This window comes from Carboxylicivirga longa (genome assembly GCF_050589825.1).
In the GTDB taxonomy this organism is placed as follows: Bacteria; Bacteroidota; Bacteroidia; order Bacteroidales; family Marinilabiliaceae; genus Carboxylicivirga; species Carboxylicivirga longa.
Window position 1 is genome coordinate 210847 of sequence record NZ_JBNGOZ010000005.1, and the last position, 26344, is coordinate 237190.

The 26344-nt window shown below is 44.4% G+C and carries 20 protein-coding genes; 7 read left to right on the plus strand and 13 right to left on the minus strand.

Going from position 1 to position 26344, the window contains the following annotated elements; genetic code table 11:
- Positions 1 to 23: 23 nt before the first annotated feature.
- Positions 24 to 1364, minus strand: coding sequence for a BamG family beta-barrel-assembly machinery protein (bamG, locus tag ACRD7A_RS06390; protein ID WP_430810301.1), 1341 nt, complete (start codon positions 1362 to 1364; stop codon positions 24 to 26).
- A complete protein-coding gene (locus ACRD7A_RS06395) occupies positions 1348 to 2079 on the minus strand; it encodes a type III pantothenate kinase (protein WP_430810302.1) in 732 nt (243 codons plus the stop codon). The genes bamG and ACRD7A_RS06395 overlap by 17 nt, the downstream gene beginning before the upstream one ends.
- 97 nt (positions 2080 to 2176) lie before the next feature.
- Here ACRD7A_RS06395 and ACRD7A_RS06400 point away from each other — a divergent pair, with 97 nt between their 5' ends.
- A complete protein-coding gene (locus tag ACRD7A_RS06400; RefSeq protein ID WP_430810303.1) occupies positions 2177 to 3223 on the plus strand; it encodes a response regulator in 1047 nt (348 codons plus the stop codon).
- 18 nt (positions 3224 to 3241) lie between these two features.
- Here ACRD7A_RS06400 and mfd read toward each other — a convergent pair whose 3' ends face one another.
- Both mfd and fbp read right to left on the minus strand, forming a co-directional pair.
- The gene (gene mfd, locus ACRD7A_RS06405; RefSeq protein ID WP_430810304.1) at positions 3242 to 6607 is read right to left on the minus strand and encodes a transcription-repair coupling factor; all 3366 of its coding nucleotides are present in this window, start codon (positions 6605 to 6607) and stop codon (positions 3242 to 3244) included.
- 133 nt (positions 6608 to 6740) lie between these two features.
- Positions 6741 to 7766 carry a class 1 fructose-bisphosphatase gene (gene fbp / locus ACRD7A_RS06410; RefSeq protein ID WP_430810305.1) on the minus strand — a complete coding sequence of 342 codons (1026 nt, stop codon included), beginning with the start codon at positions 7764 to 7766 and terminating at the stop codon, positions 6741 to 6743.
- Positions 7767 to 7929: 163 nt separating this feature from the next.
- Between fbp and ACRD7A_RS06415 the strand changes: the two genes are divergently transcribed.
- On the plus strand, positions 7930 to 9189 hold the full coding sequence (locus tag ACRD7A_RS06415) for an aspartate kinase (RefSeq protein ID WP_430810306.1): 1260 nt from the start codon (positions 7930 to 7932) through the stop codon (positions 9187 to 9189).
- On the opposite strand, the gene ACRD7A_RS06420 is transcribed toward ACRD7A_RS06415, so the two are convergent.
- From ACRD7A_RS06420 to ACRD7A_RS06440, 5 genes are all read right to left on the minus strand, one after another.
- Positions 9186 to 9695, minus strand: coding sequence for a hypothetical protein (locus ACRD7A_RS06420; RefSeq protein WP_430810307.1), 510 nt, complete (start codon positions 9693 to 9695; stop codon positions 9186 to 9188). The genes ACRD7A_RS06415 and ACRD7A_RS06420 overlap by 4 nt on opposite strands.
- 24 nt (positions 9696 to 9719) lie before the next feature.
- Entirely contained in the window at positions 9720 to 11057 is a 1338-nt protein-coding gene (locus ACRD7A_RS06425; protein WP_430810308.1) for a dihydroorotase, read from the minus strand.
- 83 nt (positions 11058 to 11140) lie between these two features.
- Positions 11141 to 11920 (minus strand): polyprenol monophosphomannose synthase, encoded by a 780-nt coding sequence (locus ACRD7A_RS06430; RefSeq protein ID WP_430810309.1) that lies wholly within the window; start codon positions 11918 to 11920, stop codon positions 11141 to 11143.
- Between the two features lie 193 nt (positions 11921 to 12113).
- Positions 12114 to 13886 carry a S41 family peptidase gene (locus ACRD7A_RS06435; protein WP_430810310.1) on the minus strand — a complete coding sequence of 591 codons (1773 nt, stop codon included), beginning with the start codon at positions 13884 to 13886 and terminating at the stop codon, positions 12114 to 12116.
- A 94-nt stretch (positions 13887 to 13980) separates the two neighbouring features.
- The gene (locus tag ACRD7A_RS06440; protein WP_430810311.1) at positions 13981 to 15639 is read right to left on the minus strand and encodes a uridine kinase family protein; all 1659 of its coding nucleotides are present in this window, start codon (positions 15637 to 15639) and stop codon (positions 13981 to 13983) included.
- A gap of 178 nt (positions 15640 to 15817) precedes the next feature.
- On the opposite strand from ACRD7A_RS06440, the gene ACRD7A_RS06445 reads away from it, so the two are divergent.
- The gene (locus ACRD7A_RS06445) at positions 15818 to 17032 is read left to right on the plus strand and encodes a BaiN/RdsA family NAD(P)/FAD-dependent oxidoreductase (protein WP_430810312.1); all 1215 of its coding nucleotides are present in this window, start codon (positions 15818 to 15820) and stop codon (positions 17030 to 17032) included.
- Between the two features lie 162 nt (positions 17033 to 17194).
- Here the strand turns inward: ACRD7A_RS06445 and ACRD7A_RS06450 are convergent, their stop codons facing one another.
- Positions 17195 to 17674, minus strand: a complete 480-nt coding sequence (locus ACRD7A_RS06450) for a Dps family protein (RefSeq protein WP_430810313.1) — start codon at positions 17672 to 17674, stop codon at positions 17195 to 17197.
- Between the two features lie 118 nt (positions 17675 to 17792).
- Here ACRD7A_RS06450 and ACRD7A_RS06455 point away from each other — a divergent pair, with 118 nt between their 5' ends.
- Both ACRD7A_RS06455 and ACRD7A_RS06460 read left to right on the plus strand, forming a co-directional pair.
- Positions 17793 to 18740, plus strand: a complete 948-nt coding sequence (locus tag ACRD7A_RS06455; protein ID WP_430810314.1) for a hydrogen peroxide-inducible genes activator — start codon at positions 17793 to 17795, stop codon at positions 18738 to 18740.
- A gap of 121 nt (positions 18741 to 18861) precedes the next feature.
- The gene (locus ACRD7A_RS06460; RefSeq protein WP_430810315.1) at positions 18862 to 19620 is read left to right on the plus strand and encodes a hypothetical protein; all 759 of its coding nucleotides are present in this window, start codon (positions 18862 to 18864) and stop codon (positions 19618 to 19620) included.
- Between the two features lie 65 nt (positions 19621 to 19685).
- Here ACRD7A_RS06460 and ACRD7A_RS06465 read toward each other — a convergent pair whose 3' ends face one another.
- The gene (locus tag ACRD7A_RS06465) at positions 19686 to 21830 is read right to left on the minus strand and encodes a hypothetical protein (RefSeq protein WP_430817934.1); all 2145 of its coding nucleotides are present in this window, start codon (positions 21828 to 21830) and stop codon (positions 19686 to 19688) included.
- Between the two features lie 128 nt (positions 21831 to 21958).
- Between ACRD7A_RS06465 and ACRD7A_RS06470 the strand changes: the two genes are divergently transcribed.
- Positions 21959 to 23284 carry a DEAD/DEAH box helicase gene (locus ACRD7A_RS06470; protein WP_430810317.1) on the plus strand — a complete coding sequence of 442 codons (1326 nt, stop codon included), beginning with the start codon at positions 21959 to 21961 and terminating at the stop codon, positions 23282 to 23284.
- 1 nt (position 23285) lies between these two features.
- Here ACRD7A_RS06470 and ACRD7A_RS06475 read toward each other — a convergent pair whose 3' ends face one another.
- Positions 23286 to 24404 (minus strand): AAA family ATPase, encoded by a 1119-nt coding sequence (locus ACRD7A_RS06475; RefSeq protein WP_430810318.1) that lies wholly within the window; start codon positions 24402 to 24404, stop codon positions 23286 to 23288.
- A gap of 83 nt (positions 24405 to 24487) precedes the next feature.
- Complete coding sequence (locus ACRD7A_RS06480; protein ID WP_430810319.1) at positions 24488 to 25132, minus strand: NAD(P)H-binding protein; 645 nt, start codon at positions 25130 to 25132, stop codon at positions 24488 to 24490.
- Positions 25133 to 25302: 170 nt separating this feature from the next.
- On the opposite strand from ACRD7A_RS06480, the gene ACRD7A_RS06485 reads away from it, so the two are divergent.
- The gene (locus tag ACRD7A_RS06485) at positions 25303 to 26286 is read left to right on the plus strand and encodes a hypothetical protein (protein WP_430810320.1); all 984 of its coding nucleotides are present in this window, start codon (positions 25303 to 25305) and stop codon (positions 26284 to 26286) included.
- The last annotated feature ends 58 nt before the right edge of the window (positions 26287 to 26344 follow it).

Sequence of the window (26344 nt, forward strand, 5' to 3'; positions counted from 1 at the left end):
ATTCTGGTTTTATTGTATTAGTTCTAGTCAAATTTTCGTTTCATGAACCAGTATTCATGTAATGTCAGGTTCAAGGTGAGTCGCATGTATTTTTCCTTTACTAAACCATGGTTGGTACTACCGCGTTGACCCCATTCGAAGCCCAGGTTGAAGGATGTTTTACTTCGTTTTAACGGTAATCCAAGACCAAAAGTTATGCCAAAGTCCTTCAGGTTGTCACCACCGGCTGATAGGGGTGCCACCAGATACTCCTTTGTGTAGGAGGTACCCAGGCGATATTTTACACGGCTGGGATAAAAACTTGCACTTCGGTAGTTGGGTATAAACTCGACACCAAAGGCAATCTTTTGCTCATCGCCAATAGAAAATTTATTTTCAGCAGGCTTGGAATCCAGGCCGGGAAAATCAGACTCGCTCCATTTTGCCAGGGAGTAATCAGCGGTCACTGTCAATAGGTCGTCAATGTTATAGGCCAGTCCAAATCCATATTTGGCGGGCAGTTCCAGTGTTCCGCTTTTTAACTTCTGATTTGAGTAGCTAATTGTGTCGGCGTTGAGAATGGTGGTTCCATCACGGTCGAAGGCTGTACCTTGCGCCACCAGCTTTTTGTATTTGCCGCCAATGCCCGACTGAGGGCTGTAGATGGCTCCAATTACCAAATTATGACGTTCTTTGAGGTTCAGTCGGTACTGTACCCCAAAGTCCATATACAAATCTTTAACTGCAATTTTTTCTGATGTAGCTAACTTATGGCCCGATATGTCGTTGGGAAATTGAGCGATGGAAAAGTGTTTAACACTCCCAAAAAGGTAGGAGAAGTGGGCTCCCAGCGACAGGTTTTCTACAGGACTGATGGCTAAACCGGCATAGGCCTTTGTTGTGTTTCCCGTACCCATGTAGTTAGAGCGCGAGTAATTACTCGAGGTTGGTGCGATGTCTGCCGATGAATTGTCATCGAAAAATTCATATCCCACTATTGACTCCGGTTTTATACCGATAGACATAAATCCCCATTTAGCCAACGGAAATCCTATGGCAAAATACGAAAAGTTAATGTCGGAGAAGCGGGCACTCATCTCATCGGATTGTATTTTTTGGTCGAATCCGGTCAAGCCCCCTTCGAAAAAGAAGGATAGGGAATCCATACTGAAATAGGAGGCGGGGTTGATGCTGTTAAGGTTATAGGGGCTGTTAAGGGCAATGCCTGTGTGTCCCATAGCATCGTTACGGCCAAAGCCGGATTCCTGCCAATCACCCAGATCGTATCGGGAATATGGTGAATAAGTTCTTTTTTGAGCGGAGGCGGCAGTTGATAGACATGCTGCCAGTAAGAAAATTACTACAACTTTATATATATTGTGCATTGTATTCTAGAATTCTGTTAAGTCCAATAAGTACTAAATTAGGGTTTACAAAGATGGGATTTTTTAATTTCCTTGCAAAAAATTCTGCATCCCCGCCTGTTATTATTGTTTTTAAGTCATCATATTGCTCTGTTAGTGTCGCTATCAGCCCATCCATTTCAAAGGTAATACCGTTTTGAACACCCGCCTGTATAGCCTCATTGGTAGCGCTACCAATCAGAGGTGTTACCTCGTTACTACTTAAGTGGGGTAAGCGACTTGTGAACTGGTTGAGGGCCTTAAAACGCATGGCCATACCCGGTGATATATTGCCACCTAAAAAAATATTGTTACTTACCAGCTCGTAGGTAATGGCCGTACCGGCATCTATCACCAAAAGGTTGGTATCGGGGTATAGGGCAAGTGCACCTGCTACTGCTGCCAGTCTATCCTTACCCATGCTTTCTTTCGTTTTGTAATGCCATTCAAAGGGCAGGGGTGTTGTATTATTCAGCACCAAAATGGAACCGCTCAAAGCTGATAGTTGGTTCAGCAATGTGGTGTGTTCTTCTTCAACCACCGATGAAACAATGATGTGTCTGATAGTGAAGTGACTGGCTAGTTGACTGATAGATTGTTTGTCAAGAAAATCTGAATGGTCGGAGTAGATAAGTTTGCCTTGGTCAAAAACTCCTGTCTTCGTCTGCGTATTTCCCCTGTCAATAACTAAATTCACGATATTAAGTGTTGTAAACCCCGGTACTTGATTAATTGAAATCAGCTGCAAAGATAAAAAAACTGAAGTGGCATATAGCTAATACCAAACTGTTTTTATGCGAAAAGTTCTTGTTGTTGAAGATGATAAGTTTATTTCAGCGATTATTAGCATGTTCTTGCGTGATTTGGGGCATGAGCTAATCGGGAAATGTGATAATGGCGATGATGCTGTTGATCTGTGCCATCGTCTTCGTCCCGATGTGGTGCTGATGGACATTCATCTGGAGGGAGAGATGGATGGTATTCAAACGGCTGAGCAGTTGCGGCGTGAACTTGAGATACCCGTTATTTATGTATCTTCTGACACAAGCAGTGAGGTGATTAAGCGGGCCATAGTATCCAATTCGTATGCCTATCTGGTGAAGCCGGTGAATAAAAAAGAGCTGGGCATTGCCATTGACCTTGCTTACTATAAGCACCGTGTTGATCAGGAGCAGAAGGAGCGAGAACGGGGTTACCGTCAGTTTATCAGCGAGGCATCGCTGCCGTTGATGATTCTGCACGAAGGTCGCATACAATATCTTAATAATCTGGCGCTTGATCTGTTTAAGACGCATTACATGGAGGATGTATTGATGATGCCCTATCTCGATTTTGTCCATACTGCTTATAAGGAAGAGGTAGAATCAGTATTGCAGGCTTTTCACGAAAATGGCAGTGGTTTTAGCAGTAAGTCCATTGCCATGCATGATGTGCATGGACAGTCATTTTATGCACAGGTGTCGGGTTCGTCCATTATTTTCAATAAAAAGAAATCTCTGCAGGTTACACTTGTGGATAACACTGCGGCCATTTATGCGCGCAAACGTAATGATTGCTTGTTGGGCTATATGTCGCGCATTGCCCATCCTTATTTTATTACCGACGCAAGTGGTCTGATAAAGGCTGTTGCGCCACATCCGTTATTCGAGGGCCTGGCACTCGAAGGGCAGCGGCTTCAGCAGTTGAGGGAGTTGTTCGAATCCATCGGTACCAATGTTATTTTCAAGAACGGGCTTGGGCAAACTGTTTTTGCACAGCATGTTATTCATGATGCCGCTGGCAGGGTTTACGAAATTATGTTTATGCCTCAGGTAGGTGAAAACAGCGAAACCATTGGATAACATGCCTTGGGCAGTTCTTTACTTTGCTTCTTCAGTGATACTTGTGTACATTTCTGTTACCATGTTTTTAACCTCCTTAATAGATGCGATATCACGTACCATCAGATATAATTTTTCCTTGCCCTCTTTCATGCGTGCTTTTTTGCTGTTATGCTGTATCCACATGAGTATGCCGCTAAATATCGATGATTGGTAGTAAGGCGACTCTTGATTGGAAACGAAGTAGAAATACAGTAGTTTGTTTTTGAAGATGATTTTTTCGATGCCCAGATGTTTAGCCATGCGGCGTATGCGAACAAGCTCGAAGAGGCGTTGTCCGGCGTCGGGGATGGGGCCAAAGCGGTCGATCAGGTTGTTTTCGAAGCGAAGCAGCTCGTCTTCTTCCTCCATATTGTCCAGTTCGCGATACAGGTGCATGCGTTCCGCCACATTCTCAATGTAGCTATCGGGCAGGCGTAGTTCTGTATCGGTCTCAATCAGGCAGTCGCTGACAAACACCTTGGGGGTATCATTCTTTTCGTCATCGGCAAAAGTATCCTTGTACTCTGTCTCGCGCAGCTCGAGGAGCGCTTCATTAAGGATACGCTGATAAGTTTCGTAGCCAATATCGGAAATGAAACCGCTTTGTTCGCCACCCAGCACGTCGCCGGCACCTCGTATATCCAAATCTTGCATGGCAATGTTAAAGCCACTGCCCAGATCCGAAAATTCTTCCACAATCTTGAGGCGTCGTCTCGCTTCTTGGGTGAGTGTCGATAATGGCGGTGCCATCAGGTAACAAAAGGCTTTTTTGTTGGAGCGCCCAACGCGTCCGCGCAGCTGGTGTAGTTCGCTCAAGCCAAAGTTATGCGCATTGTTGATAATAATGGTGTTGGCATTGGGTATGTCAAGACCCGATTCGATGATGGTGGTGGCAATCAGCACGTCGTACTCGCCTTCAATAAAGTCCAGCATAATCTTTTCCAGCTTGGGGCCTTCCATCTGCCCGTGCGCCACAATGGTTTTTATTTCGGGCAGGATGCGGTTAACCATGGCTTCAACCTCCAGTATGTTTTGCACACGGTTGTTAATAAAGAAAACCTGGCCGCCGCGTTCTACTTCATAAAGAATAGCCTCTTTAATGATTTCCTCATTCATGGCGTGCAGCTCGGTAATAATGGGGTGACGGTTGGGAGGTGCCGTATTTAAAATCGACAGGTCGCGTGCTCCCATCAGTGAGAATTGCAGGGTGCGCGGTATAGGCGTAGCGGTCAGCGTGAGGGTATCAACATTTACCTTTAGCTGTTTCAGTTTCTCCTTGATGGCCACCCCAAAGCGCTGCTCCTCATCAATAATTAATAGCCCCAGGTTTTTAAACTCCACATCTTTCCCCGTAAGGCGGTGGGTGCCAATAAGAATATCCACCTGTCCTTCTTTCGTTTTTTTAAGTGCTTCTTTAATACTCTTCGGTTTACGCAGGCGACTGACGTATTCAACATTGGCAGGAAAGTCCTTAAGGCGCTCACGGAAGGTTTGGTAATGTTGGAGCGCCAATATGGTGGTGGGTACCAATACGGCCACCTGCTTGTTGTCGGCAATGGCCTTAAAGGCAGCGCGTATGGCAATTTCTGTCTTTCCAAAGCCCACATCGCCGCATACCAGGCGATCCATAGGGGTGGCTTTTTCCATGTCTTCCTTGACGGCCACGGTGGCTTTGGTCTGATCCGGAGTGTCCTCAAAAAAGAAAGAAGCTTCCAGTTCGGTTTGCAGGTAGGTATCGGGTGAAAAGGTAAAGCCGGGCTCCGCCTTGCGTTTGGCATACAGGGCGATGAGTTCGCGGGCAATGTCTTTTACTTTTTTCTTGGTTTTATCTTTTAGTTTTTGCCAGGCGGCCGTGCCCAGTTTGTTGATTTTGGGCGGGGTGCCCTCTTTGCCCTTAAATTTGCTGATGCGGTGTAGTGAATGAATATTCACCAGCAGTACATCGTTGTCGCGGTAGACCAGGCGGATGGCTTCCTGTGGCTTGTCATTCACCGTTTGGGTTACCAGGCCACCAAAACGTCCTACGCCGTGGTCGATGTGCACCACATAGTCGCCGGGATTAAGGCGGCTTAATTCTTTCAGGGAGATGGCTTGCTGTGCTGCTTTGGCTTTTTCGGTGCGCAGCGAGAATTTATGGTAGCGCTCAAATATCTGGTGGTCGGTATAAAAGCAGCGTTTGTTGTCGTGGTCGATAAAGCCCTCGTGCAGGCTGTGATTGATTTCGCCATACTGCAGCCTGATGCCCCGATCGTGGAAGATGGCTTTCAGGCGCTCAAACTGACGGGGGTTATCCGACAGGATGAAGCACTCGTACTCTTCGGCTTGTTTTTCTTTCAGATTGGCCTCCAGTATCTCGAAGTTTTTGTGAAAGACGGGTTGTGGTGCGGTGTTGAAGCTGATCGTTTGGGTGCTTTTGTCCGCGGTGCTGAGGCTGATCAGGGGATGGTTGAGACATCCCTTGTAGAAATCTTCAAATGAGCATAGTGCCTGCGGACTCAGAAAGCTGTATTGCGTGTCTTCATCATCCTCTTCAGGTATTTCAAAAGTATGGCTTTTGATTTTGTCGATGATGGCAGCCATGCGCTCACTGATAAAGTCGAGGCTTTCGATCCAAACATGTGCATTGGCAGGTAGATAGTCTGACAGGGGTGTTAGTGTTTCGTTATTTTGGTTTTCGGTGAGGTTGGGCACAATGGTGACCTGGTTCAGCTGCTCTTTCGACAGCTGGTTTTCCAGGTTGAATTTGCGGATACTGTCCACTTCATCGCCAAAAAAATCGATGCGATAGGGGTCTTCATCTGAGAAAGAATAAACATCGACAATACTACCACGCACCGCATATTGTCCGGGTTCAAACACAAAATCCACACGCTCAAAATGATATTCGCTAAGTACATCGGTGATAAAGGAGATGTCAAGCTGATCGCCCTTGTTTACAAGCAGGCGGTTTTCGTCGAGCGACGCAGCTGAGATTACTTTCTCCACCAGTGCTTCAGGGTAGGTGATGACAAAAAGCTGGCTGGCCGGACTGTGTAGCTGGCTCAGTGCTTCAGTTCGCAGCAATACGTTTTGAGGGTCTTTCTGACCGTACTCGGGCGATCGTTTGTAAGACGATGGCAAGAAGCATACAGCCCTGGGATTCAGTAGCTGGGCGATGTCGTTATACAGATAGGCGGCTTCCTCACGATCGTTAAGTACCACCAGATGGGGTCCCTCGTTAGCCAGGGTCGCCATGATTACGGCTTTATAGCTGCCACTTATCCCTTTAAGGGTGATTCTGCTATTTGCTTGCTTGATGGCTTGTTTAAGCTGATCAATGCGTTCATCGTTGGTATATAAGTCGCGTATCTGATTAATCTCCACGGGTTGCTATTTTTTTGCAAAAGTAATTGAAAAATACGAGGCTTAAAAAACGACCAGAAGACATAAAGTAAACAAGCCTCTAAAGTGAGATGGCTTTAGAGGCTTGTTCATGGGGTTATTTAATGTTTGAGTGCTAACTGTCTTTGCCGTACTTTTTAAGGAAATTTTCAATCTTGCCCACCATGTTTTTTGAACCTGTATAAAAGGGTGTGCGCTGATGCAGTGATGAGGGCTTTATCTCCATGATGCGCTGATCGCCATTGGTGGCCATGCCGCCGGCCTGCTCCGCCAAAAAGGCGATGGGATTGCACTCGTATAAGAGACGCAGCTTTCCCGCGGGGGCGTTCTCAAATTCGGGATAGATAAAGATGCCGCCCTTTAGCAGGTTGCGATGAAAGTCGGATACCAGCGACCCGATGTAGCGTGAGGAGTAGGGGCGGTGGGTTTCTTTATCGCGCTCCTGACAATATTTAATGTATTTCTTAACGCCTTTGGGAAATTTCTTATAGTTGCCCTCGTTGATGGAGTAGATGGTGCCGTCTTCCGGAGTGTTGATCATTTGGTGCGAGAGGCAGAACTCGCCAATGGAAGGATCCAGCGTAAAGCCGTTGACGCCGTTGCCCGTGGTATATACCAGCATGGTAGAACTGCCGTAAAGAATATAACCGGCGGCCACCTGCTCTGTTCCTTTTTGCAGAAAGTCATCCATAGTGGCACGTGATCCTTCCGGAGTCTTACGTTTATAGATGGAAAAGATGGTGCCAATGGATACATTCACGTCAATATTCGACGAGCCATCAAGTGGGTCCATCATAAACACATACTTGGCATTTTGAGCAATTTCATCATCAAAAAATATAAAGCTCTCGTTCTCTTCCGAGGCAATGGCGCATATTTCGCCGCAGCTATGCATGGCATCAATAAAATACTCATTGGCAATAACGTCCAGCTTCTTCTGATCTTCGCCTTGTACATTGGTGTTGTTGGCCTCACCAAGTATGTCAACCAGGCCGGCTTTATTCACTTCGCGGTTAACGATGCGTGCCGCTGTGCCCAGGTGATGCAGCATATGCGAAAAACCGCCATCGGCCTTGTAGTCCAGTTCCATCTGGCTTTTCAGGATAAATTCATTTAGGGTAGTAACCTCAAATTTAGTCATGGATAATGGGATTTGATTATATTTTGAAAGATACGCTAAAGCTTTGATTGATAACAATGATAAGGCTCAAGTGTTGTGATGTGAAAGGAAATGCTTATAAATTGAAAGTATATTTTTCTTCAAAGTGGTTTTGCGAAACAAAGTGAAGATGTAAATTTAGGGCATGAGAGTATTTAAGTTTGGTGGGGCATCGGTTAAAGATGCTCAGGGAGTTAGGAATCTGGCGCATATTGTGCAGACTTATAATAAACGCCTGGTTGTGGTGGTATCGGCCATGGGTAAAACAACCAATGCCATGGAAGATGTTGTGGCGGCCTATATGAAGGGCGATAGAATGCTGCTTGATGATCGATTGGCAATGGTGAAAAGTTATCATGAACAGATTATTGAGGATTTGTTTGGCCCGGACAATGATTGTATTGCCGCTTTATTACAACAGCTGGCGGATAAGCTGGCGACTGAACCCTCTCTGGATTATGATTTTGAATATGATCAGATTGTACCCTACGGTGAATTGATGAGTACAACCATTATTAGTCATTATCTTGCCAGTATTGGACTTGAAAATGTTTGGCTTGATGTGCGTAAACTCATTCGTACCGATGAAGTGTATCGCAGTGCCAATGTGGACTGGCCGCTGAGTACAGCGTTATTAAATGAAGCTGTTGAACAGGATCAACATCGCCTATTTGTAACACAGGGTTTTATTGGTTCAACCAAAACCAACCTGATGACTACCCTGGGGCGTGAAGGATCGGATTATACGGGGGCTATTATTGCCCATGCCCTGACGGCCGATCGTTTGGTGATATGGAAAGATGTGCCGGGAGTACTCAACGCTGATCCTCGCTGGTATCCGCATGCTCAAAAGATTGATGAGCTCTCGTACTGGGAGGCCATTGAGCTAAGCTATTACGGCGCGCAGGTGATCCATCCCAAAACACTCAAACCTCTGCAAAACAAGCAAATACCTTTGTATGTAAAGTCCTTTGTAAATCCGGAAGAATCCGGCACGATCATCCAGAGCAGTGAGCAGCCCGGTGATTTACAGCCCATCTTTGTCTTGAAAGCCAATCAGGTACTCATTTCCATGTCACCCAAAGATTTCTCATTTATTATGGAGGAGAGTCTCAGTGATATATTTCAGGTGTTCTCGAAGCATCGGGTGCGCCTTAATATGATGCAGACCTCCGCCTTGAACTTTTCGGTGTGTGTAGATGACTCACCACGTGTACAGCAGGCTATTGATGCCTTACAGACTCATTTTGATGTGCGCTATAACGAGGATATGGAGCTGGTGACTATTCGCCACTATAGTGATGCAGCCATTGAGGTGATCTTAAAAGACAAAGAGTTAGTGGATTCGCAGGTGAGCCGTAAAACAGCGCGCTATGTTTTGAAGGGCTCACCCTGGAATTTTTAATGGGGCAGCTTCACATAGAAAGCCGCTTTGTAGCCTCTTAGCTCACCCTCTTCGGTGAATATCTCGTAGGCCAGTAGTATGGCATGCACTTTTTTTGTCATGCGTAGGCTTTGCTCATCGAAGCGCCAGGTTTCCCAAAATTGCAGTTTGGCTACCTTGTCGCGGGTAAATTCGGCCTGCTGCTCTATGTTTCTAACTTCAGTCAAAGTTAGTGGTTCGTGAGTATTGTAGCTGTAGGCTGTTGCTTTCTCGCTATACACAGCCTCAAAAAGCTGATCGGTGAATTTCTCTCTTTCCAGGCGACTTAGGCAATGCTCGGTCCAGCTATCATTGGGGTTGGCATTCTTTATTAGTACCGGATAAATAATGGTATCGGCAATGCTGGTGCCGGTGGTTTCGGCGATGCTCGACGTGCTATTTGTAGGATTCTGACGGCAGGATGCCAGGGCTACAAAAAAGCACAGTGCCAGTGTGGCACTATGCTTCAGGTATTTTGTATTTATCATGAGTTATTAATGTATTCAAGAGGTTTATCGATTGAAGAGCAGGCGTTCGCCTTTCACATCCTTATTTACTTCACCTTTAGAGAAGGCCGTTTGACCATTCACCAGTGTGTACACTACTTTGTGCGAGAAGCTTGTTCCCTCAAAGGGTGACCACCCGCATTTATAGAGTATGTTCTCCGGCTTCACCTCCCAGCTGTCGTTGGGGGCAACCAGTACCAGGTCGGCCTTATAACCTTCGCGGAGAAAGCCACGCTTGTCAATATCAAATAGTATGGCTGGGTTGTGGCACATTTTCTCAACCACCATTTCGTAGGAGAATAGGCCTTGTTTTACCATTTCCAGCATGGCTACCAGTGCATGCTGCACAAGGGGTCCACCCGAGGGAGCACTGAAATACTTGTTGTTTTTCTCTTCGATGGTGTGGGGTGCGTGGTCGGTGGCTACCACATCAAGCTGGTTATTTGTCAGTCCATCACGCAGAGCCTTTCGGTCGCGTTCCGACTTCACAGCAGGGTTCCACTTGATGCGAGCGCCATATTGATCGTAGTCGGCATCGGTGAACCACAGGTGATGCACACAGACTTCACCGGTTATCTTCTTATCCTGAAGGGGCATGTCCTGATCCAGCAGCGCCAGCTCATCGGCTGAGCTTAGGTGCAGTATGTGTAGGCGTGCTCCATGGCGGCGTGCCAACTCAGCTGCCTTTTTCGATGATTTATAACAAGCATCAGCTGAGCGGATAACCGGATGGTATTTAAAGGGCATGTCCTCACCAAACTTATTCTTATAGATGGTGGTGTTTTCGCGTATGGTGGCTTCGTCTTCGCAATGCGTAGCGATGAGCGTTGGACTTTCGGCAAAAATACGTCCCAATATGGCTTCATCATCCACCAGCATGTTACCGGTTGATGATCCCATAAACACTTTGACGCCACATATTTTCTTAGGGTCTGTTTTTAACAGTTCGTCTATGTTATCATTCGTAGCACCCAGATAAAAGGAGTAGTTGGCAGCTGAACACTGTGCCGCCAGCTTGTACTTATCCTCAAGTATGGCATGTGTAGTGGCCTGAGGATTGGTGTTGGGCATTTCCATAAATGAAGTGATACCACCGGCTACGGCCGCTCGCGATTCACTCTCTATGGTAGCTTTGTGGGTTAGTCCGGGTTCACGAAAATGCACCTGGTCATCGATGGCTCCAGGCAATAAGAGCAGTCCTTTGGCATCAATTACCTGGTCGGCTGCAGGCAGTTCTCCTTTGGTAATGATGTGTTTAATGTGGTCATTCTCAATAAAAACACTTCCTTGAATTTGACTGCCCTCATTAATAATGGTGGCATCTTTTATTAATATTGTTGGCATAATATTTTTGGTTAATGCGTTTACTTTTTAACAGATAAAAGGGAGATGGGTTTAGAATATTGGCATCTCATTTTGCCCTTTGTCTATCGTTTGTAGCTTTTAAACCAGCTGGCTATCTTCATTTTAATAACACCCCATACGGCTTCGTTAAATATGCCGCCACTCATTTTTGAAGTGCCCTGTGTGCGGTCAGTAAAGATGATGGGTACCTCTACAATGTTGAAACCAAATTTCCAGGTGGTGAACTTCATCTCTATCTGAAACGAATAGCCCTTTAGCTTAATGTTATCCAGGTCGATGGTTTCCAAAACGCGGCGGCTGTAGCACTTAAAGCCGGCTGTTGTATCCATTATTTTCATCCGCGTTACAAAGCGTACATAAACCGAAGCGAAGTAGGACATGAGCACACGACCCATGGGCCAGTTTACTACGTTAACACCCGATATGTACCGTGATCCGATGGCCAGGTCTGCACCCTTTAGGCAGGCGTCGTGCAGGCTAATCAGATCCTTGGGGGGATGCGAGAAGTCGGCATCCATCTCAAAAATATAGTCGTAGCCATGTGATGTAGCCCATTTGAATCCGCTTATATAGGCCGTGCCCAGACCCAGCTTTCCTTCGCGCTCCAGCATATGTAGCTGATCGGGGTGCTGGCTCATCAGATCTCTTACGATGGTAGCTGTTCCATCGGGCGAATTATCATCGATGATAAGGATCTCGAAGCGGCGAGGCAGGGCAAATACCGCCTTGATGATGGCTTCAATATTCTCCTTCTCGTTGTAGGTAGGTATAATTACCAGGTTGCGTGTTTTCTCCATAGTCGCTTGCTCCAGCTGAATTGGTTTGTCCAATTCGTAATACATGTTCTTTTCTGAAGCTCTAAAGGTAGTAAGAAAGTGCGGATTTACCTTGCTGATGGCGCTTCCACCCGCGGCTGACGCATTTAAAATTCAACCATATTGTGCTTGTTAATTCAATAGCCTGGAACACAGTGGTCGCGATTATAAAGTGTGACTTGTGTTGCGCCTGCGGCAAGCTATGCATTATGAGCCATTGTTAGAGGGCGTTTTTGTTTTTTGCTAATTCAATAGCTTTTTCTAAAAATTCATCTCGGCCGTTTTTTACCCCTTGTATTGTTTTTTCAACATATATATCGGGTAATATTCCGACACCGTGCTGTTGGGTGCCATCATGTTTAATGACTTTCATACCGGTCCATGAAATCTTGTATCCGCCTGGCAGACCAAAAGGATTAATATTTCCATTTGTTCCGGCTGTAGGTTGACCAATAATTGTGGCAAGATTATACCCTTCAATATAGCCCATGTAACTTTCTGCATAACTGATAGCTCGCCCATCAGTTATAAAAATCACGTTTTTGTCGCCCAAGTATGGTTTTTTGGTTTTCATCGCACCTATCCAATTGTGCTTTTCGTATCCTACTATTCTGTCGTAGTCAGGATATACAATTTGAGGTGTTTGCATCCATGCTGACGTTGTGTCATTAATCGCCAAAAGATGTTGAATTAAACCATGATTGCCTTTGGGGCGCCCTCTTAAATCACAGATAATTGAGTTGCAATCCTGCAGTTTAGGTAATAACATGGTAATAGTATCCATTTCAATGATATCCAGATTCAGATACCAAATCCCCTTTTCTATTTCTTTATATTTATTGCTATTCACCGATTGTCTCGACCACTGATATGGCTTAACGGTTCTTTTTAATTGATATTCATTTCCATCAATTACAAGCTCAATACAACTATCATAATCTCCCAATAAACTAATAGTGTTAGCTCTATAGTTCAGCCATCCCTCAGTTGCCGCTGAGATTCTCGAATAGGTCTCTTCAAAATACTGTTTTGAAGTTTTGCCATCGATATGAGTTACAATATCTCCTAATTTTATTGAGTCATTATCTTCTTCAACCCGTGTGATGATTAACTTATTCTCGACCCACTCCCAAGCAATCGGAGGAGCGTAAGCTGAAGTCATTGGTTTATCATAAACTCTAATATGACCATCTTTAAGAGAAGCTGTGAATTTTTGAAGCGTAATTAAATGGTCTGATTTTGTTTCGTCAGAATAGCATCTTCGAAGTGCACTCTTAAATTCATCTTCCCAATTAACATCAACAACATCAAAATAGGGATAAAAGTGTTGAAACACATTATATACATTTATCACATTCCCTAATCGAGAGTACGAATTCTGAGTTAATGAATATTTAATGCGCTGTAATTCGTCTTGCAATTTTATAAGGTCATCGTGGTTTGCCTGCGGAAAGGTATAGTCATTATTACAGTAAAGCACTAGTGGAATCTGGCAGTATATACCATTGCCGATTTCTTTAATGATGCATTCATTAGTATCCGGTTGATAGTTGAAAAGTTGGATACTACTTTCATCATTACTTCTATTTATCCTTCTGCTTTCATAAGGTCTTCCTTTATTTTCCATCCCGATACTAACACCGAAATGTTGCCAATATGTTGACTTAAATCCTTCAAGACTGTCGGGTACAGGTAGGTTAGAATCAAATTCTGAAATATCGGATGAAAATCTAATTGTTGGAGCAATTGGTTTAAATAGGTTTTCTAAAACCTTAATAACATCACTCTGAGATTTACATTGGCCTATCTGAGTAGCACCGTATATCGAAAAGCTGTTCCAATCAAGCTGAGCAGCCTCATCACTTGGATGAAAATATTTGACATATCCGTATACCTTTGCGAAAGTAATTTGGTTTTCAATTCTTTTTGATTCTTTACTACAACCAATCAAGAGCAGTAAGAATATTGTTATGCAATAAATATGTGCTTTCATGTTATTTTTGTTATGCCCTCTAAATACCCAATAAACTGCTGCGTGTCACAATATCTGACACGCAGTCGTGTATCTTAATAATTTCAACCCAGTGTTAATAATCAAAGCTACTGCCGCCCAAAAACTCGCGTATAATGGAGGTGGGTGGTATCTGTGTGGCTTGTATCGGTTTAAAATAGCCAAAGAAATTCAGAAGGCGTCTGGCCTCGGCATACTCAGGCTGATTGGGCTGTACTTCCAGTAGCATGGGTTCTGCCTGTTGCTTTAGTACTGATAGCTCATAGAGCAGTGCCGTGTTAAACATCACATCGGCTTCTTCCTGGTAAGGGAAGATGTGTGCGTCTTCACCACGTCGTACGCTGGGCCAGCGGGCAATGGTGTTGCGGGCCGAGTAATTGCGGTATTTGTAGTCGCGCACTATGCGTCTTATTAAGCGGTTATCAGTGGTGTGAATCAGGTTTTGATTATCGATGTTTACTGATGTAAGGGCTGACACGTAAATCTTAAACTTAGCAGTGTCGGGTATCAGGTGCGTTAGATGTGGGTTGAGGCCGTGAATGCCTTCCACAATCAGTATGTTATCCGGAGTCATTTGCAGCTTTTCGCCATCGTAATAACGTTGCCCGCTCTCAAAGTTAAACTTGGGTATTTCTACTTCATCGCCGGCCAGTAGGCCAATCAGTTGTTTATTAAATAGCTCAACATCCAGTGCATTGAGCGCCTCAAAATCAAATTCGCCATGCTCATCCAGGGGGGTGTCTTCACGGTTTACAAAGTAATTATCAAGCGATAGGTTTACTGGTTTCATGCCTGCTACCATAAGCTGTATGGCCAGTCGCTTGCCAAAGGTGGTTTTGCCGCTGGATGAGGGGCCACTGATTAAAATCAGTTTCACCGTTTTCTTACGGGCATCAATCATATCGGCAATGTGACCAATCTTTTTCTCGTGTAGTGCTTCGGAAATCTTGATTAGTGTAGTGGCTTTTCCGTTGGAGCACGACTCGTTGATATCGGCCAGGTTACGAACGTTAAGTACACGATTCCACTCGGCAAATTCCTGAAAGATGTCAAACATCTTGTTTTGTACCACTATGTCTTCAAGGGTATCGGGCTGCGTGCGCTTGGGTATTTGCAGCAACATGCCATTATAGTATTTAATGAGGTCAAACACCTTGAGGTAGCCCGTTGAAGGCACCAGATGACCATAGTACATGCCAATGTGTTTTTCCAGTTGGTGATAGGTGGTATATAACTGGCCACGATGACGGATGAGTGCTGTTTTATCGGCCTGTTTTTGTGCCTCAAAGCGTTCGATCACAGCTTCGGACTCCTCCTGATGTTGTATAAACGGCGTATCAGAGCTAATAATTTCTTTCATACGGTTCTGTATGGTCAGCACATCATCAATGGTCAGTTCTTCACCCTCGAGCAAGCAGTAGGTGCCTTTCGATACGGAATGTTCAATGCGAAGTTGTGCATTGGGAAACAGTTCATTGGCAGCTTTGTATAGTACAAGTGATAAGCTGCGTATATACATGCGCATTCCATCCGGGTGGCTTATATCAATATAATTTATTGTTTTAGGTTGATACACTTCGTACGATAAATCGCATAGCTTATTATTAACGTAAGCACCTAATATGGGGGTTTTTAATTTAATGCCACGGTCATTGGCTATCTCCATTAACGACGTGCCGGCTTCGTAGCAGCTTGTTTTATTATCGTTGATGCAGGTGATATGTACTTGTTTCATCTGATTATATTTTCTTTCAATCGCCATATGGAACTCGCCAGGAAATAATCATCCTTCTGTGTAAGCAACCCTCGCCCATGGCTCGTTTTATTTGTCTTTTTATCAACTAATAAAAATATAACTTTTTATGAAGATATCTTTATTTTTGCACAATACAATTTGATAAGAGTGGTAAGCTATGAAGATAGGGGTAATTGGGGGCGGTGCGGCCGGTTTTTTTGCGGCGATTACAGCAAAGGAGCATTTTCCGCAGGCTGAAGTAATTATTTTTGAGAAGTCGCGTAAGGTGTTGGCAAAAGTAAAGGTATCCGGCGGGGGACGCTGCAATGTTACTAATTCCTGCACTGACATACCGCAACTGTGTGCTGCCTATCCTCGTGGCGGGCGTAGTCTTAAAAAGGTATTTCATCAGTTTAGCACCACTGATGCCATGCAATGGTTTAAATCGCGCGGGGTTCCCCTTGTGGTGCAGGATGATGCTTGTGTGTTTCCCCGATCGCAGGATTCGCAGAGTATCATTGACTGTTTCTTAAGAGAGTGCCGGCACTTGGGCGTGAAAATAAAGACGCAGGCAGGTATTGCTGCCATCCGGCCTCAAGCGAATGGCCTAATGTTGCATTTTAAGGATGAGAACTACGCACCTGCCTGTTTCAATAAGGTAATTGTAACCACGGGTGGCTCACCTAAGCGTGTTGGTTTGAACTGGTTGGAGGATTTGGGCCATCAGATTGAAGCTCCTGTTCCTTCCTTGTTTACTTTTAATATGCCCACTGAAAAGGTTACAGCCTTAATGGGGGTGGTTGTGGAGAATGTTACGGTGGCCATTCAGGGGAGTAAGCTAAAAGCCCAAGGCCCCTTGTTAATTACTCACTGGGGTATGAGCGGGCCGGCCATACTTAAGCTTTCGTCTTATGGTGCCCGTTTGCTTAATGAGCTCAACTATCGGTTTAAGGTACAGGTGAATTGGTGTAACGATGCTTCCAGTGAGGAGGTGAGAGATGTATTAAACAAGATCACAACTGAGCATCCCAATAAGGTACTGGTAAACGTTAAACCTTATGGTCTTTCAGAGCGACTGTGGATTTTCCTATTGGAGAAATGTGATTTGCATGCCCGAAAGAAATGGGGTGAGCTGGGCAAAAAGGGACTCAATAAGCTGAGTAATATTCTGATGAACGATGCGTATGAAGTGCAGGGTAGTGCAAAGTTCAGGGATGAATTTGTGACCTGTGGTGGTGTTAGTCTTAAGAGTATTAACCTGAAAACTATGGCCAGCAAAGCTTGTGAGGGTTTATATTTTGCCGGCGAGGTGCTTGATATTGATGCCATCACGGGTGGCTATAATCTACAGGCGGCCTGGTCAACAGGCTATATTGCAGGGCAGCTCAGGTGATACCAGTACCTCCCAAAACCTCTTCCCTTTACTCCTGAGAGTAAGGGAAGTAGGCCGCCAAAGACGGTGGGAATGGGTTCGGCATATTTTTTTAGCTTGTGATTTGAAGCCTAATTTATTCAAGAAGTTCGTCTGCAATGACGCTGCTAATGGTTATAAATATCATTTGCTTAACCACGAGTGCAACATCCAGATGGTTTTCTCTTGTTGGCTGATATAATCGCTAAGCAATGTAATGGTGCCCTCGTCCTCTGCATCCTGCGCCAATGGTAATATGGCTTTCTCCAGCTGTACAAGGCTTGCCAGGTTTTCCAGTGTCGTTTCCATGCATTGCTGCCCGTCGCTTACATCCTTGGCTGTTTGCAGTGCTGCTGTGTCAAGATAATCGGCAAAAGAATGCATGGGCGTACCTCCCAGTGTCAGAATACGCTCGGCAATTTCATCTATTTTTACAACTGCATCATTGTATAACTCCTCAAATTTAAGATGCAACTCAAAGAATTTTTCTCCCTTCACATTCCAATGAAATCCGCGCAGGTTTTGATAGAATATTTGGTAGTTAGCCAGTAGTTTATTGAGTTTTGTACTTAGCTGTTCGCTCTCTTGTTTTTTAAGGCCTAATAGTTCATTTATCGTTTTCATAATATTGTGTTTTTATTAGTTTTATTTTCTATTACAAATATATTGATTGCATCATTATCGATCAAATAGATAATTTTTATATATTGCATCAGTATAAACTATAATAACTGTAGAACAGATGCTTGGACTGAACTTGCAGCAATTAGAATACCTGGTGGCTGTGGATAACTATAAGCAATTTACCATTGCGGCTGAAAAATGTTTTGTTACGCAGCCTACCTTGAGTATGCAGATAAAGAAAGCGGAGGAGCAACTCGATATTGTAATATTTGATCGTACGAAACAGCCCATTCTGACAACACCGGTGGGGCAGAAAATTATTGATCAGGCTCGTGTTGTAATCAATGAGTACAACCGGCTTGAAGAGATAGTCCGCGAGGAGTCGGGGCGCATCGAAGGAAGCCTTAAGGTGGGTATTATCCCTTCTTTGGCACCTTATCTGCTGCCGCTTTTTGTGGGTCATTTTAAGAAGAATAACCCCTTGGTGCGGCTTACGTTTAAAGAGATGATTACCGAAGAGTTGGTAAAGGCCCTCAAACAGGATCTGCTGGATGCAGCTATTTTGGTGACGCCGCTGGATGAGCACGACATTATTGAGCAGCCGCTTTTTTACGAGGATGTACTTATCTATGCCAACCCCAACCACCCTTTGCATAAGGCGGATAGCTTGAGTGTAGATATGTTAACGCCAACCGGATTATGGCTTTTGGATGAAGGACATTGCTTTCGGTCGCAGGTGCTAAATGTATGTCAGTTACAGGCAGATATTAGTTCGGTGTCGCCGTTAAATTTTCAAAGTGGCTCGCTCGATACTATTCGTAAAATGGTGGATACTGAAGGGGGTTACACCTTATTGCCGGGCTTGGCTACTGAAGAGCTGGCATTTGATTTGCATAAGCATGTCAAAGAGTTCGAGTCGCCGGTGCCCCTGCGGGAGGTGAGCCTTGTTTATTCAAGGGCTTTTTATAAGCGTCTTTTACTTAACCGGCTCTCGGACTCTGTGCGGGCATCAGTGCCCGATGAAATGCTGCACAAAGACCGTGGGCACATAGTAGAGTGGAAATAAGTGTTGGTTTAGTAGAAAGATACGCAACCATTGCAAAGTTTATCCGACTATGAGGGTGTATCATCGATTGAATCGTTGATCGTAATATTTTTATAACAATCTGAATTAAATGAATAGAACTATGAAAATGAAACTGGGGATGTTATTTAGTGCTTTTGCGCTAATATTTATGTTGGGAGCTTGTAATAGTGATGATGATATGTTTGGCACTATTGTGCCCAATGAGGCTACTTGTTTGTATGAATTAAGTTATGTGGAGCCATCAGGAGATAACGCAACGGGTTATTATAATCCAGTGGGTCTCTTTGTTGATGGTGGCAATCAGCGCGCTCAGCTGGCCGATGGATATACAGTATCCTTTAACAACAGTGAGTTGATATTTAACAGTGGCGTGGGTTATTATATGGCTTCAAGCATCCACGAGGGCAGTTATGGCAGCGTTTCGCCTGTTTTTGTGCTGGCTGATGAAGCAACGGGAGCTGCTGCCTCAACATCAGTGATTATTAATCCCATTGCGCCGGCGGACGTTCCTAATATGGAATACGGAAAAGATTACACAATCACATGGAGTGGGTCGCCGATTTCTGAAGATGAGCTGATTGTAGCGCATCTGTACGCGGCTGGTCAGGAGAAGTATAAGCCTTTGGCAACCACTTCAGTTAAGTATGACGCCGAGCAAGCCAATGGATATACTATTACTTTCCCAAATTCAGACCTGGGATACTTTCAAATTAATGAGAAATACACGCTTGTGTTGGTGCGCATCACAGAGAAGAAGATGCCCGTAATGCCGGTGGAATTCTCACCGAGTGAGATCATTGCCCGCGGTGCTTACTTTACGGCACCGGCGCCGTTAACAATGGATGATGTTCAGTCATAATGAGGAAGTGCGCTTCAAAATAATAGCTCTTGATGTAAAATAAATACCAACCGGGTCCGGATGTTTTAAGCATCCGGATCCGGTTTTTTTATGATGGCAGGGTAAAGCCGTTCCATCTCATCGTGAGAAATGTTTAGTTGACTGTTAATCTCCTTAAGATCGGGCACATTCTTTCGAAGATATTGGCAGACTTTATTTAGTGTTGACAGGGCTCGTAATGTCTTTAGCAAATTATTGTTGTATGGATGATAGCCCGGTTTATTGATTTTCTTTCCTGGTATATCTGGTACTTGGCTAAGCCTCGATGGCACAGGGTCAGCACCTGCCTTAATGGTGATGATCAGTGTGGAGTCGTTGGTGCATAGGTGAGCATGTGCTGCACGCTGCCTGGCATAAGCGGTGAGTGGTTTTTCGTATTCTCTTGCTCGGTTGGAGTATTGGTGACGATGGTTATGCGCCCTTTCTTCCTGGTTTATAGCTGCCAAGTTTATTTGGAGGTGTTTGAATTTTTTCGCCTGTTTGCGAAGTTGTTGAGGTAAATTTATACGTGTGTGGCTTTCATATTTATCCGGATGAAAATAGAAATAAAGCAACGTGTCGATGGAGGTATCTACTGTGGTTTTTTCTGCCCAGTGGGGGTGTTCTTTAGCTTTGCTAATACTCACGTAGGCTTGTACTTCATCTTTTCGATGGCCACTAAGCGTGTAACCAGCCGATAACAGGCGGATGGATAATTGGCGGGAATCGGCTCGGCGGGGAAAAATTAAATCACCCGTTTGTTCGTTAAAGCTTACACCCGATGGAAAGTGGTAGGTATTTCCTTCCTGCCTCCAGGCTTGTGGGTTTGGCCCCAAAAGATTCACCATACTTTGTAGTTTATTTTCAGCCTTGGTTATTTTGCGGTAGGTGGCCTCAGCTTCTCGTTCAAGGCTGTTCACTCGCCTGGTTTTACTGCTCAGTGTAGTGAGTTTGGCATCAATCAGTCGCTTTCGATGGTTGATGGCATTTTGGTTACCGGGCGTAAGCTTCAGTAAGCTGTCGATCTCATTTTCCAGCACGGCAATCTCTTTCTCCGTCTGTGTTTTACTATCAATGGCTTTTGTAAGCGGGCTGTGATCATTAATTTTTTGCAGAGCATCAATAATATGTATCTGTCGGTACTGTTCAATGCGGTCGATGTGCGATATGCCTTTGCCGCTATGGCCATCCGGTGTGAGGCTCATGGTGGAATAGTCGGCAAACAGATGATAGCTTAAGGTGTCGTCGATGATGATGAGCATGGGCTTAAACGATGAGTCAAGGCCCCAGAGCGATGTGTGCAGGACTGTTGAAGCGCTCCCCGGCAAGCATAACTCTTTCTTTAAATGCGTTTGTAATTGCAATTGCTCATCATGCACTCTGGTTGTATAGGTAAACAGGCCAATGCCTTTGCTGTACCAGCGTTGCGTGCTATCCTTCGGATGGGGCTCCCATTCGTTTAAGAGGCCGGCCGTTCCACTGCCCTCACCGGCAGCTAAAAAGGTAGTACTTTCAAGTTCTAGTCCGCCTGAGAGTATCCTGAAAAAGTATTGGCTGCGCTGAAAACAGTAATCCGAAATAATGTCACTCCAGGTATTGAGCAGTAGCTTCTGCGTTTCGGCATCTATTTTTAGCTTCTCAAGTTGTTCTATTTTTTTAAAGATGGGTAGCGAAGGATGGGTTACACTTGTGAGTGTTTTCTCTCTCTTTTTACTGCTCATTCGTCGGGGTAACCGGGTAATGATGGGGTCTTGCAGTGTCTGAATGAGGGAATCATTAGCATTTGCACGCTGGTAAATATGTTTTTTTAATTCTTCGTTGAGCTCCCACAGGGTAATTTTGATGGCTGCTTCTGAAATAAGTCCGTTGGACGAGCCCTGAATGCTGTCGTAGTGAATAAGCAGACTTTGAGGATGGTAAATCTGGTAACGGCCGATGGCGTCGTAATCGAGCCCGGGATTCATCGTCGATACCCGATGAAAAGGACGTGTGTCAAACTCGAAATAGTGTTGCCAGTTTTGCTTTAGCACCGGTGTTTTTTGTACGATGCGGTACAGCCAGGCCGCTTGTTCGGCATCCAGCCTGTCTTGTGCCAGCAGGCTAAATATCGAAAAGAGAAGTGCTATGGTAAATTTTAAGTGCATGGTAAAGTAGCTTGTCCTATCTGGCAGTACGTTTTGAAAGTTTTCCATTATTTAAGTACTTACGGAACGTTTCTTTATGAGTGCCACGCGATGGAGAACCGTTCCATAAAACATTTTTAAGGAAGCACTAAGATAGAAAAGATATTTTTACTTAAACCTTTAGCTATCTTTGCGGCATGCAACAATTACGTAAATCAAGTCAGGTCGCTCTTCGTCAGCTCAATATTCATTCGCTTAACCAGATGCAGGAGCATACTTTTGCATGCGTTGGTAGTGGACAGGATGCAGTGCTGTTATCACCCACCGGCTCAGGTAAAACACTGGCTTTCCTTTTGCCTTTAATCGAGCAGTTGGATAGCAAAGCCGAACAAGTGCAATTGCTTATTTTGGTGCCGGCCCGGGAGTTGGCCTTGCAGATCGAACAGGTGGTTAAAAGCCTGCGCACGGGTCTGAAGGTGAATTGTTGCTATGGAGGCCATGCCATCCGCACCGAGATAAACAACCTAAAGCATCCGCCGGCTGTTTTGGTGGGTACGCCGGGGCGTATTGCCGATCACCTAAGGCGCCAATCTTTTGATCCCTCCGCGATCCGGCTCTTGGTGTTGGATGAGTTCGATAAAGCACTCGATTTAGGGTTTCAGAAAGAGATGAAAGAAATCATTGGTCAACTAAATGGGTTGCAACAGCGTGTGTTGACTTCGGCTACCACCATGGAACAGATACCTGAATTTGTTGGGCTGAAAGAGGTTGAGGTGCTTAATTATATTGAAGACGAGCCCACGCCGGAAAAGTTGGCTGTGCGGGGTGTGCGTGCCGAAGGACGCGATAAGCTGGCTGTATTTGTACGTTTAATCAGTCACCTGGGCAATGCACCCATGCTGGCTTTTGTTAACCATCGCGAAGCGGCCGACCGTATCAGTAATCATCTTACCCAGCAGGGAGTAGCGCACGATGTGTTTCATGGTGGTATGAAGCAGGAGGAACGGGAGCGGGCTTTGCTGAAGTTCCGAAACGGCAGTCATCATCTTTTGATCACAACGGATTTGGCTTCGCGTGGGCTTGATATACCCGAAATTAAATATGTACTCCACTACCATCTGCCTTCTAAAGAAGATGCCTACATTCACCGTAATGGGCGAACCGCACGCATGCATGCCGAGGGCGTGGCCTATCTGATCATGGCCGAGGATGAGCAGGTACCTGAATACATTAAAGACACGGTTTGTTTTGATGAGCTTGCTGCCGATCTACCATTACCTGCCTTGCCCGAGTGGCAAACCATCTACCTGGGTAGTGGTAAAAAGGATAAAATTAATAAGGTGGATATTGTGGGCTTATTCTTAAAAAAAGGAAAGCTGCAAAAAGAAGAGTTGGGATTAATTGACGTGCTCGATCATAGTGCTTTTGTGGCTGTCAAACGCAGTAAAGCCAAAACTTTGTTGCAGACCTTGAAAAATGAGCGCATTAAGGGTAAGAAGTTAAAGCTGGAGATTTCCAGGTAAATCATAAACTCTTAAGCCAGAGAGAAAAAAAGTGGTCGTACACTTTGTATAAACCCTTTTCGTAATATATCATTTCCTTGTTGACCAAAGTGCTAAGTGCGGTATTGACCGAGCTGGCCGACGGTAGTTTGTGTTTTTGTATAAATACCTGAGCATTAGGCTGCTCCACCCCGCTCTCTTTGGCAATGGCTTTAGCTAATTGAAACTGATTATTGGTAAGTAAGTTGCGATAGTTGATAAAGATATTTTCGCGTTCTTTCAGTATGCCATAGCAGGCATCATAAAGTATTTGGTGGGTGTAGCGCCTGGTGTTTACTGCAAATACTTTATTGAAGAAATATTGGACATAAAAGGTGTAGTTGTCCAATATATCAAGCCATTCTTTAATCAGAGCAATGTCAATATGCTTTTTACCCAGTGTAAAGTGGTGATGGACAAAGGAAGCATAAGTATTTGTGTTAATGCGGTTTAGGTATAGTATTTCGCTGCTTTGATAAAAGGGGCGTGAGCTATTTGTAAACATCGTTTCGAGAATATGCTTGCTGCTGCCTGAAAAGATAAAGCGTATATCCGGATATTCCTGGCTAAATTTCCTAAACCAGGCTTCCACATTCTTTTCCGGGTAGGTACTTATCTGTTGAAATTCGTCAAAGGCAATGATGAAGGGGTGCTTATGGCTGCCAATGTAGCTAAATAGTAGGTTAAGATCGTTGATAGATTCATTTTCCGACTTGTATCCAAATTCTAGTTCGGGTGCACCCGTAATGGCATTAAACGATAGTTTGGCTTTAATTCCACTGATTAATTCGCTTATATTTTCAAGAAAGCGTTTGCTTCTTTGTCGTTCGAACAAAAGGAGTGATGTGCTGATTTCTTTCACCATATCACTTAAATTTGTGGTTGACATAATGTCTAAATACAGTGTATTTTGTATGTTCTTTTCTCGATTTATATGGTATAAAAGATGCTTTATCAATCCGGTTTTACCTATTCTTCGTAGCGAAATTAAGGTGATGTTACGGCCATTTTCTATGGCGTTGATTAACTTTTGCACCTCTATCTCTCTGTCGCAGAATAGTTCCGGAGATTTGTAGCCGTATAATAAAAATGGATTTTTCATATTCTTTTAATTTATTACGTAATTTACGTAACGCAAAACCCGTAACGCAATTTACGTAATAAATAGCAAAATAAAAACTGTACTTACGATAGCTTAGCACCTTCATAAATCCATACTCCCTTTCTGCCGTCCTGTGCCTGTCGATACATGGCTTCGGCTACATCGCTGGCTTTTATGGCTCTGTATTTCCGCCAGGGCCATTGCAGAAAGGGCTTCAGTAAGTACATTGCTTTTTCCGATAGTTTTTCTGCCAAGCGAAATTCCCGACGATCACCCAGCAGCAGCGAGGGTCTGAAAATATGCAATGTCGGTAATTGCAGCGCCCTTAGCTCGTTTTCCATCTGTCCTTTTGTACAAAGGTAAAAATTAGCGGCCTGCGCATTGGCACCCACCGAACTAATAACTAAAAAGCGTTGGCATTGTTGCTTTTTTGCCCATCGCCCCAGTCTTACCACATGGTGCTGATCAACTTCTGTAAAGGCTTTTTTACTGCCTGCTTTTTTAATGGTTGTGCCCAGACAGCAAAAGACATCTTCAAATGTTTCAGGACCGCTATATCGATCCAGATGCTTAAACTGAATTAGCTCCTGAGTGAGTTTAGGATGGCTAATGGGTAGATGCCTTCGAACCAGGGCGTGCACACCGGCATAGTTCGAACTGTTTAGTAAGCGGGTCAATAGTGCCTGACCCACCAGGCCGGATGCACCGGCAATAAGGGCTCGTTTCATTTTTCGAAGTTACATAAAATTAAAGGTAGTTTCTTATTAATGGAAATGTAACAAGAATGTAACATTGGCTTAACAGGGCTGTAATACCGCAGTCCTATGTTTGCAGCAGGAAATAATAGAACAGCACACAATTTTATTGAGACAATATTAATAAATTATCAGCACAGGATATGAAAATTAGACTATTAACATTAGCAGTCATGGCCGTTATCGGATTGAACATGGCGGGTACAGCTCAGGAAAAGACAAGCTTTAAAGCCTCGGGTAAGCCAACTTTTAAAATCTTTTCGAATTACCACAGCACCATAACTGACGGCAAGACATATAACCAATTTGAATTAACCAGGGCTTATTTAGGCTATCAGCATCAATTCAGCGAAAACTGGTCAGGTAAATTAATCTTTGATGTGGGTAACCCAAAGGATGGTGGCGGCCTGGAGATGACGGCCTATGTAAAAAATGCCTTATTGAGCTATAAGAAAGATGCCTGGACGGTTAATTTTGGTATGATCAGCACGACATCTTTCAAAACGCAGGAAAAGTTTTGGGGCTATCGTTATCTACTAAAGTCCTTTCAGGATGAGTATAAATTTGGTGCGAGTGCCGACCTGGGTATCAGCGCCGCCTATAAGTTCAATGACAAACTGAGTGCCGACCTGATTCTGATCAATGGAGAAGGCTATAAAAAGCTGGAGCAGGACAGTATTTTTACCATAGGAGCCGGTATTACGCTTAGGCCTTTAGAGCAACTAGCATTGCGTGGCTATTTCGAAACAACTACAAAGGATGAGGGAGCCATTAAGCGCCAAAACAGCTTGGCACTTTTTGCCGGGTATCAGCTTAAGAAGCTATCCATAGGTGCCGAATTTAACAAGCAGTTTAACCATGGCATGGAAGAAGGGCTTGATATGACTGGTTACTCATTTTATTCAACACTGAAGCTTAAAGCATCAAAACTATTTGCCCGTTTCGACATGCTGGAGTCTGAAAATGATTGGAATGCCGCTAAGGATGGTAACCTGTTTGTGTTGGGTGCCGAGTTCAATCCGGTTAAGGGCATTAAAATCAGTCCCAACTATCGAAACTTCTCACCCTCGGCAACAGGTAGCGCCAAGGTGGATTACATCTATGTGAACTGCGAAATTAAATTTTAGAAATAGGAAACGTGCCATGAGCATAGCAGATCAGGCATAAGCATGACCTATATAGCGC